The sequence below is a fragment of the Streptomyces sp. NPDC005004 genome (assembly GCF_053600675.1).
Genome location: NZ_JBSGAH010000028.1, coordinates 1 through 17,562, shown reverse-complemented (window position 1 = coordinate 17,562; position 17,562 = coordinate 1). Strand labels below are relative to the sequence as shown.

Annotated in this window: 12 protein-coding genes; 3 read left to right on the top strand and 9 right to left on the bottom strand. The window is 70.7% G+C overall.

Going from position 1 to position 17,562, the window contains the following annotated elements:
- Positions 1-16: 16 nt before the first annotated feature.
- On the top strand, positions 17-1,012 hold the full coding sequence (locus ACWEEU_RS28195) for an ABC transporter ATP-binding protein (protein ID WP_451736082.1): 996 nt from the start codon (positions 17-19) through the stop codon (positions 1,010-1,012).
- 16 nt (positions 1,013-1,028) lie between these two features.
- Here ACWEEU_RS28195 and ACWEEU_RS28190 read toward each other — a convergent pair whose 3' ends face one another.
- The 6 genes from ACWEEU_RS28190 to ACWEEU_RS28165 all read right to left on the bottom strand — a co-directional run bounded on the left by ACWEEU_RS28190 (position 1,029) and on the right by ACWEEU_RS28165 (position 7,495).
- Positions 1,029-1,421, bottom strand: a complete 393-nt coding sequence (locus tag ACWEEU_RS28190; RefSeq protein WP_385742148.1) for a VOC family protein — start codon at positions 1,419-1,421, stop codon at positions 1,029-1,031.
- A gap of 118 nt (positions 1,422-1,539) precedes the next feature.
- Positions 1,540-2,694: an ABC transporter ATP-binding protein gene (locus ACWEEU_RS28185; protein WP_385742150.1), complete on the bottom strand. Its 1,155-nt coding sequence runs from the start codon at positions 2,692-2,694 to the stop codon at positions 1,540-1,542.
- Positions 2,687-3,733: an ABC transporter ATP-binding protein gene (locus ACWEEU_RS28180; protein ID WP_385742152.1), complete on the bottom strand. Its 1,047-nt coding sequence runs from the start codon at positions 3,731-3,733 to the stop codon at positions 2,687-2,689. Before ACWEEU_RS28180 ends, ACWEEU_RS28185 begins: the two co-directional genes overlap by 8 nt.
- 51 nt (positions 3,734-3,784) lie before the next feature.
- Positions 3,785-4,708: an ABC transporter permease gene (locus tag ACWEEU_RS28175; protein ID WP_385742154.1), complete on the bottom strand. Its 924-nt coding sequence runs from the start codon at positions 4,706-4,708 to the stop codon at positions 3,785-3,787.
- Between the two features lie 33 nt (positions 4,709-4,741).
- Positions 4,742-5,668 (bottom strand): ABC transporter permease, encoded by a 927-nt coding sequence (locus tag ACWEEU_RS28170; RefSeq protein WP_451736021.1) that lies wholly within the window; start codon positions 5,666-5,668, stop codon positions 4,742-4,744.
- Between the two features lie 180 nt (positions 5,669-5,848).
- A complete protein-coding gene (locus tag ACWEEU_RS28165; protein ID WP_451736018.1) occupies positions 5,849-7,495 on the bottom strand; it encodes a peptide ABC transporter substrate-binding protein in 1,647 nt (548 codons plus the stop codon).
- 914 nt (positions 7,496-8,409) lie between these two features.
- Between ACWEEU_RS28165 and typA the strand changes: the two genes are divergently transcribed.
- On the top strand, positions 8,410-10,317 hold the full coding sequence (gene typA / locus ACWEEU_RS28160) for a translational GTPase TypA (protein ID WP_199585084.1): 1,908 nt from the start codon (positions 8,410-8,412) through the stop codon (positions 10,315-10,317).
- Positions 10,318-10,395: 78 nt separating this feature from the next.
- Here the strand turns inward: typA and ACWEEU_RS28155 are convergent, their stop codons facing one another.
- The gene (locus tag ACWEEU_RS28155; protein ID WP_385742160.1) at positions 10,396-12,531 is read right to left on the bottom strand and encodes an ABC transporter family substrate-binding protein; all 2,136 of its coding nucleotides are present in this window, start codon (positions 12,529-12,531) and stop codon (positions 10,396-10,398) included.
- Between the two features lie 238 nt (positions 12,532-12,769).
- Here ACWEEU_RS28155 and ACWEEU_RS28150 point away from each other — a divergent pair, with 238 nt between their 5' ends.
- Positions 12,770-14,317, top strand: coding sequence for a hypothetical protein (locus tag ACWEEU_RS28150; protein WP_451736013.1), 1,548 nt, complete (start codon positions 12,770-12,772; stop codon positions 14,315-14,317).
- A gap of 22 nt (positions 14,318-14,339) precedes the next feature.
- Here ACWEEU_RS28150 and ACWEEU_RS28145 read toward each other — a convergent pair whose 3' ends face one another.
- Together ACWEEU_RS28145 and ACWEEU_RS28140 are read right to left on the bottom strand one after the other, a co-directional pair.
- Complete coding sequence (locus ACWEEU_RS28145; protein WP_385742164.1) at positions 14,340-16,937, bottom strand: SpoIIE family protein phosphatase; 2,598 nt, start codon at positions 16,935-16,937, stop codon at positions 14,340-14,342.
- A gap of 250 nt (positions 16,938-17,187) precedes the next feature.
- On the bottom strand, positions 17,188-17,562 hold a 375-nt coding region (locus ACWEEU_RS28140), incomplete at its 5' end, for an ATP-binding protein (protein WP_451736010.1).

Sequence of the window (17,562 nt, the reverse complement as noted above, 5' to 3'; positions counted from 1 at the left end):
GACCGGTGAGCAGCCCATGCCGACGACCGAGCCGCCCGCCCTGCTGAGCGCGCGCGACCTGCGCGTGGTCTTCCCCGGCCGGTCCGGGGCCGCGCCCGCGCGCGCCGTCGACCAGGTCGAGCTGGAGATCCGCCCGGGCGAGATCGTCGCGCTGGTAGGCGAGTCCGGCTGCGGGAAGTCCACGCTCGCCCGGGCCCTGCTCGGGCTCGTGAAGCCGACGGCGGGCGAGGTGTCGTTCGCCGGCCGCCCGCTGGCGTACTCCACCCGCGCCCTGCGCGCCTACCGCCGCCGCGCCCAACTGGTCCTCCAGGACCCCATCGGCTCGCTCAACCCCCGGCACACGGTGTACGACGCGGTGGCCGAGGGGCTGCGCATCCACGGGCACTCCGGCGACGAGCGGGCGGCGGTGGCCGACGCGCTCTCCCGGGCCGGGCTGCGACCCCCGGAGCGGTTCTTCCTGCGCTACCCGCACGAGCTGTCCGGTGGTCAGCGCCAGCGCGTGGTCATCGCGGGCGCGCTGGTCCTGGAGCCCGAACTCCTCGTCGCCGACGAGCCGGTGGCCTCCCTCGACGCCTCGGTGCGCGGCGAGATCCTGGACCTGCTGCTGCGCCTGCGCTCCGAACTGGGCCTCGCCGCGCTGGTGGTGACCCACGACCTGGGTCTCGCCTGGAACATCGCGGACCGGGTGGCGGTGATGTACCTCGGCCGGATCGTGGAGACGGGCCGGGTCGAGCAGGTCCTCACCGCTCCCCGACACCCGTACACACAGGCCCTGTTGTCCGTCCTCCCGGACGCGCCCGGCGACCCCGTGGTCCTCACCGGCGAACCCCCGGACCCCTCCCGCATCCCCACCGGCTGCCGCTTCCGGGCCCGCTGCCCGGTCCTGGCGAGCGGCGAGGCGGAACGGGCGGGCGTGGCGGACGCCTGCCGCACCGAGGACCCGGCCGTCCTCGACGCGGGCCCCACCGCGCAGGCGGCCTGCCACTGGGTGCACGCGCAGGTGACGGCGTAGCTCTCGCGGGGCCGGGTCAGTCCTTCGGGGAGGCGACCAACTCGGCCTCGAAACCGTCCGAGTTGGCGAGATAGGCCGCGTAGTGGTCGGGGCCGCCCGCGTGCGGATGACGGTCGGGGAAGAGCAACTGCCAGCCGTGCTCGGGCGCCTGGGCCGCGAGGACGTCCACCTCGGTGGGCGTCCCGGCGTGGAAGGCGAGGTGGTTGAGCCCGGGCCGCAGCCGGTCGTGCCCGGTGCCGCGCAGCGCCGGTGACCGCTCGACGACGACGTACGTGGGTCCAAGCCGCCAACTGCGGCCGTGCTCCCAGCTCTGGTACGGCTCGTAGCCGAGGCGGCCGAGCAGCCAGCCCCACTCGGCCTCGGCGCGGGGCAGGTCGGGCACCCACAGTTCGACGTGGTGCAGGGTCATCGCGCGACTCCAGCGAAGCTCTCGGCGGAAAGGCTCTCGGAAGAAGGTTCCCGGAAAACGCCGTGTTCCCGGCGCCCTCTGCGTCGAGGGCACCGGGAACACGACAAGCCGGGGCGGGTCAGGCGTGGACCACGTCCTTCTCCTCGGCGAAGTGGCAGGCCGACTCGTGGGCCGCCGGGGTGTCGCTGCCCTGGAAGCGCTCGGGCACGGCCAGCAGCGGCACCTCCTCGGCGCACTTGTCCTGGGCCTTCCAGCACCGGGTGCGGAAGCGGCAGCCCGAGGGCGGGTTGGCCGGGGAAGGCACGTCACCGGTGAGGATGATCCGCTCGCGGTGCTCACGGGCGTCCGGGTCCGGCACCGGGACCGCCGACAGCAGCGCCTGGGTGTAGGGGTGCGTCGGGTGGTCGTAGATCTGCTCGTCCGAGCCGATCTCGGCCATCTTGCCGAGGTACATCACGCCCACGCGGTCCGAGATGTGCCGGACGATCGACAGGTCGTGCGCGATGAAGATGTAGGACAGGTTGAACTCGTCCTGCAGCCGCTCCATCAAGTTGATGACCTGCGCCTGGACGGAGACGTCCAGCGCCGAGACCGGCTCGTCGCAGATGATGATCTCGGGGTTGAGCGCGAGGCCGCGGGCGATGCCGATGCGCTGGCGCTGACCGCCGGAGAACTGGTGCGGGTACCGGTTGATGTACTCCGGGTTCAGACCGACGACGTCCAGCAGCTCCTGCACCCGCTTGCGCCGGTCGCCCTTCGGGGCCACCTCGGGGTGGATGTCGAAGGGCTCGCCGATGATGTCGCCCACCGTCATACGGGGGTTGAGCGAGGTGTACGGGTCCTGGAACACCATCTGGATGTTGCGCCGCACCGCGCGCAGGGCGCGGCCCGACAGCTTGGTGATGTCCTGGCCCTTGTAGAAGATCTCGCCCGCGGTCGCCCGCTCCAGGTTCATCAGCAGCTTGGCGACGGTGGACTTGCCACAGCCGGACTCGCCGACGATGCCGAGGGTCTCGCCCTGGTAGAGGTCGAAGGAGATGCCGTCGACGGCCTTGACGGCGCCGATCTGCCGCTTGAACAGGATGCCCTGGGTGAGCGGGAAGTGCTTCACCAGGTTGCGCACCTGGAGGATCGGCTCGCCCCGCTCGACGGGCGCCTCGATGGCGGCGACGGCCTCCGTCTCGGTGGCCGCGTCGACGGTCTCGACCTCGGAGACGTTCGGCGTGGCGTCCTTGGACTCGTCGTCCTTCGCGAGATTCGTGGACTCAGCCATGGATCGTCTCCTTCCAGAAGTGGCAAGCGGAGGAGCGGCCGGGAAGCGCCGTGCCGTCCGGCTCGGTCACCTGCACCAGCGGCGGTACATCGGTGCGGCAGATGTCCTGCGCCGCACTGCAGCGCGGGTTGAAGGCGCAGCCCGGCGGGATGGCCTGGAGGTTGGGCGGCAGGCCCTTGATGGCGTAGAGCTCCTGGCCCTTCTGGTCCAGGCGCGGGATCGACTCCAGCAGGCCCTTGGTGTAGGGGTGGGCCGGACGCTTGTACAGCTCGTGCACCGGGGCGGTCTCGACGATCCGGCCCGCGTACATCACCGCGATCTTGTCGGCGACGTCCGCGACGACACCGAGGTCGTGGGTGATGAGGATCAGGCCCATGTTGTACTCGCGCTGGAGTTCGGCGAGCAGGTCCATGACCTGGGCCTGGACGGTCACGTCGAGGGCCGTGGTCGGCTCGTCGGCGATGATCAGGTCCGGCTCCAGGGCCAGCGCCATGGCGATCATGATGCGCTGGCGCATACCGCCCGAGAACTGGTGCGGGTAGTCGTTGACCCGCTGGGCCGCGGCCGGGATGCGCACGCGGTCCATCAGCTCGATCGCCTTGGCCTTGGACTCCTTGCGGGACAGGCCCTGGTGCGCGCGGAACATCTCGCCGAGCTGGAAGCCCACCGAGAGGACCGGGTTGAGCGAGGACAGCGCGTCCTGGAAGATCATCGCCATCTTGGCGCCGCGCAGCTTGCGCCGCTCGGCCTCCGACAGCAGCAGGATGTCCTGCCCCTGGAAGAAGATCTCGCCCTTGGCGATCCGTCCGGGCGGGCTGTCGAGGATGCCCATGATCGCCTGCGCGGTCACCGACTTGCCGGACCCGGACTCGCCGAGAACGGCGAGCGTCTCGCCCGCGCTGACGCTGTAGTTGACACCGTTGACCGCCTTGGTCACGGAGTCGCGGACCTCGAACTCCACGTGCAGATCGCGCACCTCCAGGAGCGGAGTGGTCCCGTCCGCCCCGGCTTCACTGGGAGCCGTCTCCAGGCTGGTCATGCCGTCACCTTCATCGTGCTTGGCCAAAGGGGTTGGATTCATGGCGGTCGGTCACCGGAGCTTCGGGTCGAGCGCGTCGCGAAGACCGTTGCCCAGCAGGATGAAGCCGAGAGCGGTGATGACGATCGCGAGACTCGGGTAGGTCCACATGAAGTCCTTGACGCCCATGAAGTTGCGGCCCGCGGAGATCATGTTGCCCCACTCGGCGACCTCGGGGTCGACGCCGACGCCGAGGTACGACAGCGACGCCTCGGTCACGATCGCGATGCCGACGTTGCTGGTGCCGTACACCAGCACGGAGGTCAGCGAGTTGGGCAGGATGTGCTGGCGGATGATCCGGCCCTGCCCGGCGCCGAGCGCCTTGGCGGCGTGGACGTAGTCCATCTCGCGCACCGAGAGCACCTGGCTGCGCAGCAGCCGGGCGAAGGTCGCCCACGAGAAGATGGCCAGCGAGAGCACGACGGGCAGCACACCGCGGCCCATCAGCAGGATGATGACGATGGCGCCGATCAGCAGCGGGAAGGCGAAGAAGACGTCGGCGACACGCATGATCACCGTGTCGACCCAGCGGCCGTAGTAGCCGGCCACCGCGCCCAGGATCACGCCGATGACGAGGGCGACCAGGATCGAGGCCAGACCCACGACCACCGCGATGCGGCTGCCGTAGATGAGGCGGGAGAGCTGGTCGCGGCCGAGCGCGTCGGTGCCGAGCCAGTGGCTGGCGCCCGGGGACTGCAGGGTGTTGGTCAGGTCCTGCTTGAGCGGGTCGTGCGGCGCGAGCAGCGGCGCGAATATCGCGACCAGGACCAGCACCACGATGATGGCCAGGCCCACCACGGCGAGCTTGTTGGCGAAGAAGCGGTGCCGGATGTCGGACCACTGGCTGACCCGGGCGACGCTCGGTTCGGCTCCCGGGGGCGCCGGAACGGGACCGGCCGCCGTCGCCTCTTCGGTCTGCGAGACGAGTTCGGTCATTGTGAGACTCCTAGAAGGGGGCGATCCCGCGGGTCAGGCGAGGCGGATGCGCGGGTCGAGGGCGGCGTACAGCAGGTCGACGATCAGGTTCAGCAGGACGAAGACCGCCACACCGATCGTCACGACCCCGACGATGATCGGGTTGTTGTTCTGCTGGATCGCCTGGATGAGCGCGAGACCGATGCCGTTCCAGTTGAAGATCGTCTCGGTGATGATCGCACCGCCGAGCAGACCGCCGAAGGAGATGCCCAGGTAGGTGATCACGGGGATGACCGAGTTCCGCAGGACGTGCCGGGTCAGGATCGTGCGACGCGGGAGGCCCTTGGCGATCGCCGTCTTGACGTAGTCGGCGCGCAGGACCTCCAGCATCGTGCTGCGGGCGAGCTGGGCGACGAGCGCCGCGTCGATGATGGCGAGCGTGAAGGCGGGCAGGATGATGCCCTTGAAGTCGTCGCCGGCGATGAGCGGGAACCAGTCCAGCTCGATCACGAAGACACGCTGCATGATCATGCCGAGCACGATGGACGGTACGCCGATGGCCAGGGTCGTGACGAGGGTCGCCGACACGTCCCAGATCGAGTATCTGCGCATGGCGGCGAGGACACCGACGGAGATACCGATGACGATGTCGATGACGATCGCCGCGACCGCCAGCTTGGCCGTGTTGACGAGCTTCGGGGCCAGGATCTCCGTGACCGGCCGGCCCTGTGTGTAGTCCGTGCCCAGATCGCCGGTGACGAGCTTCCCGACGTAGGTGCCGTACTGGACCACCAGCGGCTTGTCGAGCCCGTACTGCTTGTGCAGCTCGGCGATGACCGCGGGGTCACGCGCCTTGTCGCTGCCCGCGATCTGGCCCACCGGGTCACCCGGGAGCACGAACAGGCAGGCGAACAGGACCATCGTCGCGCCGAGCACGACGACGACCAACTGGCCCAGCCTGCGGACCACATACCTTCCCATGACTGCCTCTCTGCCTCGCTGCCTGTGCCGCAGCGCTCCCTCGCCCCGCTTCACGGGCGTGGGGTGGAGCGGGAGAAGTGGATCAACCTCTCCCGACGGTCGTCGGGGGCCGTGGCGGCCGAGCGGACACTCGGAACACCACGACCCCCGGTTGCCGGATTCCGCTTGCGCGGTGACCCGTTACTTCAGGCTGAGCTCAGCCAGGTTCGGGTCCTCGTGGAAGTCCATCTTGATGTTGGAGAACTTCTTGGTGTTCGCGAGGCGGAGCTGGGTGCGGTTCCACAGCGGGATCAGCGCCATGTCGTCCAGCGCGACCTTCTCGGCCTGCTTGTACAGGTCGTTGCGGCCGGCCTGGTCCTGCGTGGCGCGGGCCTTGGCCAGCAGCGCGTCGAACTTCTTGTTGCTGTAGCGGCCGCGGTTGTCACCGGTGACCTTGCCGTTGGCGTCCTTGTTGATGGAGGCCGTGTCCAGCAGCGGGTACAGGAAGTTGTCCGGCGTCGGGTAGTCCGCACCCCAGGCGAAGCGGTAGGCACCGGTGGCGCCCGGCTTCTGCTGGTCGGCGAGCAGCTCGGCGAACGGCTTGCCGGTGGCCTTCACCTTGATGCCGAGCACGCTCTCGAGCTGCTGCTTGACCGCCTGGATCCACTCCTCGTGGCCGGCACCGGTGTTGTAGGCCAGCTCGACGGTGGTGCCCGGCTTCAGGCCGCCTTCCTTGGCGAGCTGCTTGGCCTTGGCCTTGTCCTGCTTGACGCAGGAGGCGCACAGGTCCTTCTGGTACACGTCCTTGAAGACCGGCGGCAGGATCGTCGTCGACTTCGTCTGCATGTTCTGGAAGACGCCCTTGATGATGGCGTCGCGGTCGATCGCGTAGGAGACCGCCTCGCGGGCCTTCGCGGACTTCAGCGGACCGTTGTCGGTGATCGGGAGGAGGTAGTTCATCCCGTTCGTGTCCTCGTCGATCCACTCACCCTGCGGCGCGTACTTGGCCTTGGCGGCCGGCAGCTGCGGGGTGGGCATACGGGCCCAGTCGTACTGGCCCGACTCGAAGCCCTGGTACTCCAGGGTCACGCCGTTGGCGGAGTTGAGGATGTCGATCTGCACCTTGTCCAGGTGGGCCTTCTTCAGGCCGTAGCTGTCGTTGCGGACCAGCGTGATCGACTTGTTGTGCTCCCAGCGGCCCTGCATCTTGAACGGGCCGTTGCCGATGGGGGCTTCGTTGTACTTCTTGTTCTTCGCGTCACCCGCGACCTTGGGCACCGGGCTGAACACCGTGTGCGTGGTCTTGATGTAGAACTCGAAGTCCGGGGCGGAGAGCTTGACCTGCAGGGTGTACGGGTCCGGGGCGGACAGACCGGACATGGTCTTCGACTTGCCGGACTGGGCGTCGGCGAAGCCCGCGATGCCGGCCATGTGGTACGCGACGTCGGACGCGGCCGACTTCTGCGCCACACGGTTCCAGCCACGGATGAAGGACTCGGCGTCGACCGCCTCGCCGTTGCTGAACTTGGTACCCTTCTTGATCGTGAAGGTCCAGGTCTTGCCGTCGGCGCTGACCTTCTTCGACGTGGCGAGCTCCGGGATGACCTGACCGTCCGCGGAGGGCTCGTAAAGGCCCGTGAAGAGGTTGTCCGCGACGAGGGTGCCCTCGGACTCCTGCGCGTTGTAAGGGTCGATGGCCACCGGCTCGGTGATACCCAGCCGGAAGGTCCCGCCCTTCTGACCAGAGCCCTTGTTGCTACCGCCATCGTCACTGCTGCCGCAGGCAGTCGCGGCCAGGGCTATGACGATCGCGCCCGCGACCCACTTGGCGCTCTTGGCACCGCGCATGGGTTCCTCCTCCTGAGTATTTGTTCACCGCACGGGGAGTACCGGACATTCCGCAGCCGTCGAGGATTGAGGAAAGTCAAGTGCACCCGCAATGCTCGCGAGTCGGCGCCTCCCACGGCGCGTGACCCGTAGACCCGAGCTCTACGCGCCTAACTATCTGCCATGGCTTCACCGGCCGACCACAGTGATTTGGTCTCGGTTCGATCACACCTGGCGTTAACTTCTTCCGAAATCCGGACAAACAGATTGCCGAAAGATCCCTGCGAAACGGACTTGTTACACGAGTATCGGTCCGTGTCGTCCGAATAGCGGACATGCGATGAGGAAATGAGTTGCGCCCGGCGGTGGAGATCGATCTCGCACACCGCCCGCCCTCAAGCGCGGCGGAACGCCGACGGGTTGGGGCCCACGTCCGGCCAACCCTAGCGTCGCGAACATGCCCGAGCCGACGGAATCAGGCCATCACGGCAGACCCTAGGGAAAACCCTCTACGACCCTGACCTGGCACCCGGAGCCGGTGGAATTCGGAAACCTCGCCTCTGCGGACACCCCTCTTATAGGGCGACGCCCTCCCTTCCCCTTCCATAGGGCGGACGGCCTCTTCACGGGGCGGGTGACCTCGCCTCCGGCCACCCGCGTCGTCGATCACCCGCGGGCTTTCTCCGCGCACCCCTCCCGGCCCGATCTTCTTTGCATTCGCGATCTTCATGTCGGATTCAGCAGGAAAAGCGGCTTACGCCGGGAAACACCCCGCTTCGGGGGGCTTGGGAGGATGGCCCGGGCCACCCGGCGAGCCCCAGCGCGCTCCGGGACGTACGATGGGGTATGGCCGTGGCGTGTCCAGCCCGGCAGGGCCCGCGCAAACACAGACGTCCGCGCAGGGCAATCCTCATACTCCGGGAGTACGCCGCAATATGGCCACGCGCCACGACATCCGTAACGTCGCCATCGTCGCCCACGTCGACCACGGCAAGACCACCATCGTCGACGGCATGCTGAAGCAGGCCGGCGCGTTCGCCGCTCACCAGCTCGACTCCGTCGACGACCGGGTCATGGACTCGAACGACCTGGAGCGTGAGAAGGGCATCACGATCCTCGCCAAGAACACGGCGGTGAAGTACCACCCCAAGGACGGCGGCGAGCCGATCACCATCAACATCATCGACACCCCCGGCCACGCCGACTTCGGTGGTGAGGTCGAGCGCGGTCTGTCGATGGTGGACGGCGTGGTCCTGCTGGTGGACGCCTCCGAGGGCCCGCTGCCGCAGACCCGCTTCGTGCTGCGCAAGGCGCTCCAGCAGCGGCTGCCCGTCATCCTCTGCATCAACAAGACGGACCGCCCCGACTCCCGGATCGACGAGGTCGTCAACGAGACGTACGACCTGTTCCTGGACCTGGACGCGGACGAGGAGCAGATCGAGTTCCCGATCGTCTACGCCTGTGGCCGTGACGGCATCGCCTCGCTGACCAAGCCCGACGACGGCACGGTCCCCGCGGACTCCACCAGCCTGGAGCCGTTCTTCTCCACGATCCTGGAGCACATCCCGGCCCCCACGTACGAGGAGGACGCGCCGCTCCAGGCCCACGTCACCAACCTCGACGCGGACAACTTCCTCGGCCGTATCGCGCTGCTCCGTGTCGAGCAGGGCGAGCTGCGCAAGGGCCAGACCGTGGCCTGGATCAAGCGCGACGGCTCGATCCAGAACGTGCGCATCACCGAGCTGATGATGACCGAGGCGCTCACCCGCAAGCCCGCCGAGGTCGCGGGCCCCGGTGACATCTGCGCCGTGGCCGGTATCCCCGACATCATGATCGGCGAGACCCTGGCCGACACCGAGAACCCGGTCGCGCTGCCGCTGATCACGGTGGACGAGCCCGCGATCTCCATGACGATCGGCACCAACACCTCGCCGCTCGTCGGCCGCGGTGGCACGGGCAAGGGCGCGGACGCCAAGGCCGCGGTCAAGGACCGCAAGGTCACCGCCCGCCAGGTCAAGGACCGCCTCGACCGCGAGCTGATCGGCAACGTCTCGCTGCGCGTCCTCGAGACCGAGCGTCCCGACGCCTGGGAGGTCCAGGGCCGTGGTGAGCTGGCGCTCGCCATCCTGGTCGAGCAGATGCGCCGCGAGGGCTACGAGCTGACCGTCGGCAAGCCGCAGGTCGTCACCCAGATGATCGACGGCAAGGTCCACGAGCCGGTCGAGCGCATGACGATCGACGTTCCCGAGGAGCACATGGGCGCGGTCACGCAGCTCATGGGCGTCCGCAAGGGCCGCATGGACAACATGTCGAACCACGGCTCCGGCTGGGTCCGCCTGGAGTTCGTCGTCCCCTCGCGCGGTCTGATCGGCTTCCGTACCGAGTTCCTGACCCAGACCCGCGGCACGGGCATCGCCCACTCCATCCACGAGGGCCACGAGCCGTGGTTCGGCAACCTGCAGACCCGTAACAACGGCTCGCTGGTCGCGGACCGCTCCGGCGCCGTCACCGCGTTCGCGATGACGAACCTCCAGGAGCGCGGTGTGCTGTTCACCGACCCCGGCACCGAGGTGTACGAGGGCATGATCGTCGGCGAGAACTCGCGCTCCGACGACATGGACGTCAACATCACCAAGGAGAAGAAGCTCACGAACATGCGGTCCTCGTCGGCCGACTCGTTCGAGGCGATCGTCCCGCCGCGCAAGCTCTCCCTGGAGCAGTCCCTGGAGTTCTGCCGCGACGACGAGTGCGTCGAGGTGACCCCGGAGGCCGTGCGCATCCGCAAGGTCGTCCTCGACCAGAAGGAGCGCGGTCGCACCGCGAGCCGCGCCAAGCACGGCTGATCTTCCCCCGCAGTACGTGACGCCGGCCGCTCCTCGCTCCATTGCGAGGGGCGGCCGGCGCCGTTTTTTGGGGGGCGGTCAGCTCTTGGACGGGCTGGGCGAGACCTTCGCGCCCTTCTTCAGGAAGCCCATGTCCTCGTAGACCGGGGTGCGGAAGCCGAAGGCGCCCGCGTTGACCAGGTTCTTCCGGGCGCCGACGAGCTGGGGGCGCTGGTAGAGGGGGATGGAGCCCGCGGTCGCCCAGATGCGGGAGTCGGCCTTGCGGATGAGGTCGCGTGCCTCGTCGCTGTCGAGGGTGGCGGCAGCCTGGTCGAAGAGCTGGTCGACCTGGTCGGTGCCGAGACGGGTGTAGTTCTGCTCGATGTTCACCGAGCCGTCGGCGGACGCGGCGGGCTTGGCGTAGATCGGCCGGCCGTCGGTGGCCGGGAAGGCGGTGCCGGGCCAGGAGTACAGGGCGAGGTCGAAGTCGCCGGCCGCGATGTGGTCCTTGAAGTAGCTGTCGTCCGGGACCTTGGTGATCGTGGTGCGGATGCCGACCTTCTCCAGCATCGTGGTGATCTTGCGGGCGACGGCGTCCAGGGTCTGCGAGCCCGCGCCCGAGGGGAGCACGAAGCGCAGGTCGAGCGCCTGGCCGTCCTTGGCGAGCGGGCCGGTGACGGCGCCCGCCGGGGCGGCGGTGCCCTTCGGGGCGTAGGCTCCCGGCGCCCCGCCCTGCCCGGAGTACTGCTTGCCGTCGGAGCCCTTGCCGTCCGACTTCCCGGGGTGCTTGTTGTCCTCGCCGACGATGTACTCGCCGTCCTTGCCGCCGTCGGACTGGTCCTCGGCCGCCTTGGTCGCCTGCGGCCCGGCCGCCTTGTCCGGCTTCTTCTGCTTGACCGGGCCGCCCGGCACCCAGCCCGCCTCCGAGAGCAGGGCCTGGGCCTCCTTGGTGTCCTGTCCGCCGAGGGCGTCGCTGCCGTCGGCGTAGTCCGGCTGCCCGGCGAGCGCGAGGTGGCTGCCGACCGGTACGGCGGGCAGGCCGAGCGGGGTGAGGACGAGCTTGGCCAGCTCGGTGCGGTCCAGCGCGCGGGCCACGGCACGGCGGACCCGCTCGTCGGAGAGGAGGCCGCTCGCGCCGTTCATGGCGAGCTGGGTGTAGGCGGGCTCCAGGGACTTGCGGACGTCGTAGGAGCGCAGCGCCTCCTGCTCGTCCAGGTACCGGGTGATCGCCTTGCGCAGCGTCTTCTTCCCGGCGTGGACCTTCTCGGACTCCAGGCCGTGGGCGAGCGCCCAGGAGCGGAGCTTCTTCACGGAGGTCTTGCCGCCGCCCTGGAGCGGGCTGCCCGAGCCGTTGCCGCCGCTGGCGGAGCCGATCCGCTGGGCGTCGGCGGCGTCGATGTCCGCGAGGTCGACGGTGCCGTCGGCCAGCGCGGTGGTGCGGTCGGTGCGGGGCACCGCGTGCAGCACGATCTGGTCGAGCTTGGCGGACTCGCCCCACCAGCGCGGGTTGCGGGTGAGGACGACGTCCTTGGCGGCGGTGTCGACCTTCTCGACCCTGAAGGGGCCCGCGGTGGTCTTGAGCTGGCGGCGCGCGCCGTCGTTGAAGGCGTCCGGGGTGCCCATGACGTCCTTCGGGTACAGCGGGGAGAACAGTGACTTCCAGTCCGCGTAGGGGCGCGAGAAGGTGACCCGGACCTGGAGGTCGCTGGCGCCGCGCTCGATCTTCTCGATGCGGTCGTACCCGGCGTTGCGGGCGGTCCAGAAGGCGGTGTTCTTGCCGGACAGGGCGCGCCACTGGGCGACGAAGTCGGCGGCGCCGATCTCCCGGCCGTCGCTCCAGACCGCCTGCTGGTTCAGCTTGTACAGGACGACCTGGCGGGGCTCGGTCTCGATGACCTTGGCCGACTCCAGGTAGGCGGGGTCGGCCTCCGGGGCGCCGTTGGCGTCGAGGCGGAACATCGACGGCAGGACGGCCTGGGCGACCCGGGTGGTGCCCGTGTCGGCGTCGGCCTGGTAGGTGTTCAAGGTCTGCGGCACCGCGTCCACGGCCCACTTCAGGGTGCCGCCCTCGGCGACCTGGGTGCGGGCGGCGAGGGCGATGTCCTGCGGGGCCAGGGGGCGGTCGGCCTTGTCGTCCGAGCCGCACCCCGACAGGAGGGGTACCGCGAGGGCGCCCGCGGTGAGGAAGGTGACCGCGCGCATGACCGCGCGCAGGCCGACGCCGTCGTGGGACATCTGTGCTACCTCCGGGAAGCCGCGGACGTGAGGATCACTTTTGGCGGTATATGGAGCTGATCAGATCTATGGCCCCACTGAAAACGACCTTGTCGTTTGAACGGCGGCGACACGGCGGAGTCGTACGACAAGCCCACCCGTGCGGCGCAACCTGTCCGGGCGCGCGGGCGTGCGCCGCCGGAAAACACCGCCTCCCGCCCACTCGCGGCGCCGCCCGGCCGCCCATACGCTCCGAAATGTGACCAGCACACTGGGCCGCCCCCGCCATGCGACGGCGCACATACGCGTGCGTGTGGCTCACGCCCTGGCGGGCGGGACGGCGGCGGCGGTCTGGCTCCTGCTCCCGGCCACGGCCCACGCTCCGGGGCATCCGGTCACGGTCCCCACCTCGGTGTCCTCGACGGGGGTGTCCACGACCGCTTCCGCCCCCGTGGTCGCCGCCTCTTCCGGCACCGCCCCTGCGGCCGCCGCCTCCGAGACCGCGCGGCAGGACGGCTCCGCCGTCGACCTCGCCCTGCCGCTCGTCGTGGCCGTCGCCGCCGTGGTGGTCGCCGGGTACGGCTATGTACGGCGGACCCGGCGGGTGCGGACCCGGACGACCCCGGCGGTGATGCCGTCGGCGCCGCCCGCGCGGGACACCGGCGAGGCCGAGCGGCGGGCGCGGGAGGCGCTGGTGCGCGCCGACGACTGTGTACGGGCCTCGGCGGAGGAGCTGTCGTACGTCGCGGAGCCGGAGGGCGGACCGGCGCGTGAGGCGCTGCGCGCCGCCGAGTCGGAGCTGACGGCCGCCTTCGCGATCTTCCGGCGCTGCACGGAGGGCGTCCCCGAGGACGCGGACGCCCGGCGCCAGGCCCTGGTCGGCGTGGTCGGCCGGTGCGAGGAAGCCGGGCGGCGCCTGGACACGGAGGCCGCCGCCCTGGACCGGCTGCGGGGGCTTCAGGCGGGGGTGGGTCCGGCGCTCGGGGTCGCGGAGCGCCGTTTCCGCGAGCTGACCTCGCGGGCGGCGGCCGCACAGGGCACGGTGGCGGTGCTGCGGGAGCGCTACGGCGTACGAGCCGACGCGCACACCGAAGTGGCGCTGGACCGCCTGGTGTTCGCGACCGCCCGGCTCAACGAGACACGACGTGCCGCCGATTCGGGCGACGACCGCATGGCGGCCCGTCAGCTCCGCGCCGCCGAAGGCGCCATATCCCAGGCGGCCGTCCAGGTCGACGGCGTGGAACGGCTCGCGGCCCGGCTGGACGCGGCGGCCGCGCTGGTCCCGGTCGCGCTCGCCGCCGCCGAGGAGGACCCGGCGGCACCCGCCCGGGCCGGGGAGGTGCTGGCCGCCCGCGAGGCGCCCGCTCCGTACGACCCGCTGGACGCGCTGCGCCGGATCACGGGGGCCGTGCGGCGGCCGGGGGAAGCGCGGGCGGAGGTGTTGCGGGAGGCGGCGCGCCTGGTGGCCGAGGCGGCCACCGAGGAGGCGGCGGACTACCTCGCGGTGCGCCGGGGAGCGGTCGGCGCCGATGCCCGCACCCTGCTCGCGGCGGCCCGGCAGGCGCTCGCGGCGACGGACCGGCGCGCCGAGTACGACGCCGAGGCGGACGTGCTGGCCCGGCGCGCCCGGGAGTCGGCCGAGGAGGACGTGCGCGCGTACGCCTCTCCGTACGCCGAGGAACCCGGGCATCCCGCCGGGCTCGCCGGTGCCGTCCTCGGCGGGGTCCTGCTCGGCGAGGAACCGGACGGCGGCCCGCCGGCGAGCTACGGCGGCCCCGCGACACGGGACCGCCGACGGCTGTCCTGACCGTCCTGTCCCCCGGCCCGGGTCAGAACAGGCTCAGCAGCGCCTCCGCCGGGTCCGTCAGCGTGTGCTCGGCGCCCGGCAGCGGGAGTTCGAACCACACCGTCTTGCCGCGCGGGGTACGGCGCGAGCCCCAGGCCGCGCTGAGCAGCCCGACCAGCTGAAGTCCCCGCCCGCCCTCGTCGGTGTCGCGGGCGCGCCTGCGGCGGGGCTGGACCAGCCCTGCGTCCCAGACCTCGCAGACCAGGGTGCGGTCGAGCAGCAGCCGTAGTCTGATCTCGCCCTCGCCGTACCGCAGGGCGTTGGTGACCAGCTCGCTGACCAGCAGTTCCGTGGTGTCGACCAGGGGCTCCAGGTCCCAGGCGAGCAACTGGGTGCGGGCGTACTCGCGGGCGCGGCCCACGCTGCGCGGTTCGCGCGGCAGGGTCCAGTCGCCGACCGAATCGGCGGGCAGTCCCTGGACGCGGGCCATGAGGAGGGCGATGTCGTCCTCGCCGTGCCGGGTGTCCAGGCTGCTCAGGACGTGGTCGCACACGTCCTCCAGGGGCTGGGCCGGGTCGGTGAGCGCGCCCACGAAGGCTTGCAGTCCCTCGTCCAGGGGGTGGTCGCGGGACTCGACCAGGCCGTCGGTGTAGAGGGCGAGCAGGGCGCCCTCGGGGAGTTCGACCTCGACCTCCTCGAAGGGCTCGCCGCCCACGCCGAGCGGCATCCCGGGCGGCACGTCGAGCATCAGCGCGGACTCGCCGGGCTCCACCAGGACCGGGGGCAGATGGCCCGCGTTGGCGAAGGTGCAGCGCCGGGTGACGGAGTCGTAGACCGCGTAGACGCAGGTGGCGAGGTAGACCTCGCACAGGTCGGCGTCGCGCGGCTGGCGGGCGGCGCGGGTGGCCTGCTGGACGTTCCCCGAGGTGCCGAGGCCGCGGGCGATCTCGTCCAACGCCGAGAGGACCTCGGCCGGTTCGAGGTCGAGCAGCGCCAGCGTGCGCACGGCGGTGCGCAGTTCACCCATCGCGACGGCCGCGCGCAGACCGCGGCCCATCACGTCGCCGACCACCAACGCGGTGCGGTGGCCGGGCAGTTCGATGACGTCGAACCAGTCGCCACCCACCTCGGTGGCGGCGTTGCCGGGAAGGTAGCGGCAGGCGATGTCCAGCCCCGACGCCTCGGGGTCGTCGGGCGGGAGCAGGGACCGCTGGAGTATCAGGGCGCGTTCGTGCTCGCGGCGGTACAGGCGCGCGTTGTCCATGCAGACGGCGGCGCGCGCGGCGAGTTCGACGGCGAGGTCACGGTCGCGGTCCCCGAAGGGCTCGCTGCCCTTGGTGCGGGCGAACTGCACGATGCCCACCACGGTGTCGTGCGCGACCATCGGAACGGCCAGCGTGGACTGCACGAGCCCGCCCTCCCCGGCGGGCACGCGCTGCGGGCGGGCGGTGCGCAGGGCGTCCGCGCAGGCGGAGTTGAACGGGAAGCGGTGGACCGATCCGACCTCGACCGGTTCATCGGAGTCGTCGAAGGGCACGTCGGAGACGGCGCTGGCGAAGGCGACCCGGCGCAGCTCGGCGCTGCCGTCGGCCAGACCGGGCGGGTTCTCGTCGCCCGTGAGCAGACCCTGGCAGAGGTCGACGGTGGCCAGGTCGCAGAAGCCGGGGACGACCACGTCGAGCAGTTCGCGCGCGGTGGTCTCCAGGTCGAGGCTGTTGCCGATGCGGGCGCCGGCCTCGTTGAGCAGGGCGAGGTTGCGCCGGGCGGCGGCGGCCTCGCGGGCGGCGGCGCGACGGGCGGTGATGTCGGTGCCGAGCCAGGCGATGCCGATGGGGCGTCCGCTGCCGCTGTAGACGCGGTAGAGGTTGATCGACCAGTGCCGCCGCTCGTCGGAGCCGGGCACGAAGCCGGTGACGTGCATGTCGGTGATGGAGTCGCCCGTCTCCATCACCCGGCGCAGGGTGGCGGCGACCCGGTCGGCCTCGGCGCGCGGGAGATAGTCGTGAACTCCCTTGCCCCGGTGGTCGTCGGGCGTCCCGCCGAAGATGGACGCGAACCGCGCGTTGGCCCGGCGGACCGTCAGATCGTCGTCGATCAGCAGGAAGCCGAAGGGAGATTGGCCGAATATCGCCTGCGAGGCGGCGAGATCGGTCTCGATGCTGCGCAGGGTGCGGATGTCCACGACGATGCAGACGGCGGCGTTCTCCCCGTCGGCGGTCCTCGTGGGCATGACGTAGACCTCGGCCAGCCCCTCCTCGCCGCGCGTGCCGTCCTCGCGGTCCGGCATCCGGAAGGGGACCACGCCGGTCCACTCCCGCCCGTCCAGGATCTCGGCCATCTTACGGTGGCCGCGAATGTGCAGGTCGGGGTCGACGAACGCCTCGATGGGGTCCGTGCCGACGGCGCGTTCGGCCGGGACGCCGAGGAGTTGCTCGGCCCGCAGGCTCCACTGCTCGACCAGGCCGCCGGGGCCGATGGAGAAGGACGCCACCTTGATGTACTCGTAGATGGAGCCGGGCGGGCTGCTCTGCCACAGGTCGGCGGACGGCGTCTCACCGCGCGCGGCGGCAGCCGCGACCTCACTCCTGGCGCCGTCCGACGGGTCCTCGGACTCCGTGGCCTTCGCTGGTATCTCGCTCACGCGAACCGTCCCCTCCAGCTCACCGCGTCCGGCACCGGTCACCGGGGGCGGCTGCCCGCAGTATCCAGCACTACGGCGCCGTAGGACACGGTGTTCACGATCACAGCTCGGTGCGGGTGAGTTCCGGACCGGGCCGCGACAACACTTCCACTCTTCTAACCAGGGAACACGTCCTCGAATCACCCACACGGGCACGCGTCGTCGGCGTGGTGTGCGGCGCCACCGGCGCACGGCGCGGCGCGCCCCCGGTTCACCCCGGCACCGTGAGTTCGAACCACACGGTCTTACCGGTCTCACCAGGACGGGTGCCCCAGCGCTGCGAGGCGCCCGCGACCAGTTGCAGTCCGCGGCCGCTCTCGTCCTCGGGGCGGGCGATCCGCTCGCGCGGCGGGTCGGGCAGCGGGTCGGAGACCTCGACCAGGAGGGAGCCGTCGAGTCCTGCCGGGCGTACCAGACGGACGCCGATGGGGCCGGTGGCGTGTCGCAGGGAGTTGGTGACCAGCTCGCTGACCAGCAACGCCGTCAGCTCTGCGAGGCTGTCCAGGTCCCAGTGGCGCAACTGGCCGCGGACGGCGGCGCGGGCGGCGCGCACCGCGCCCGGCTCCGCGGCGAACGTCCATTCGGC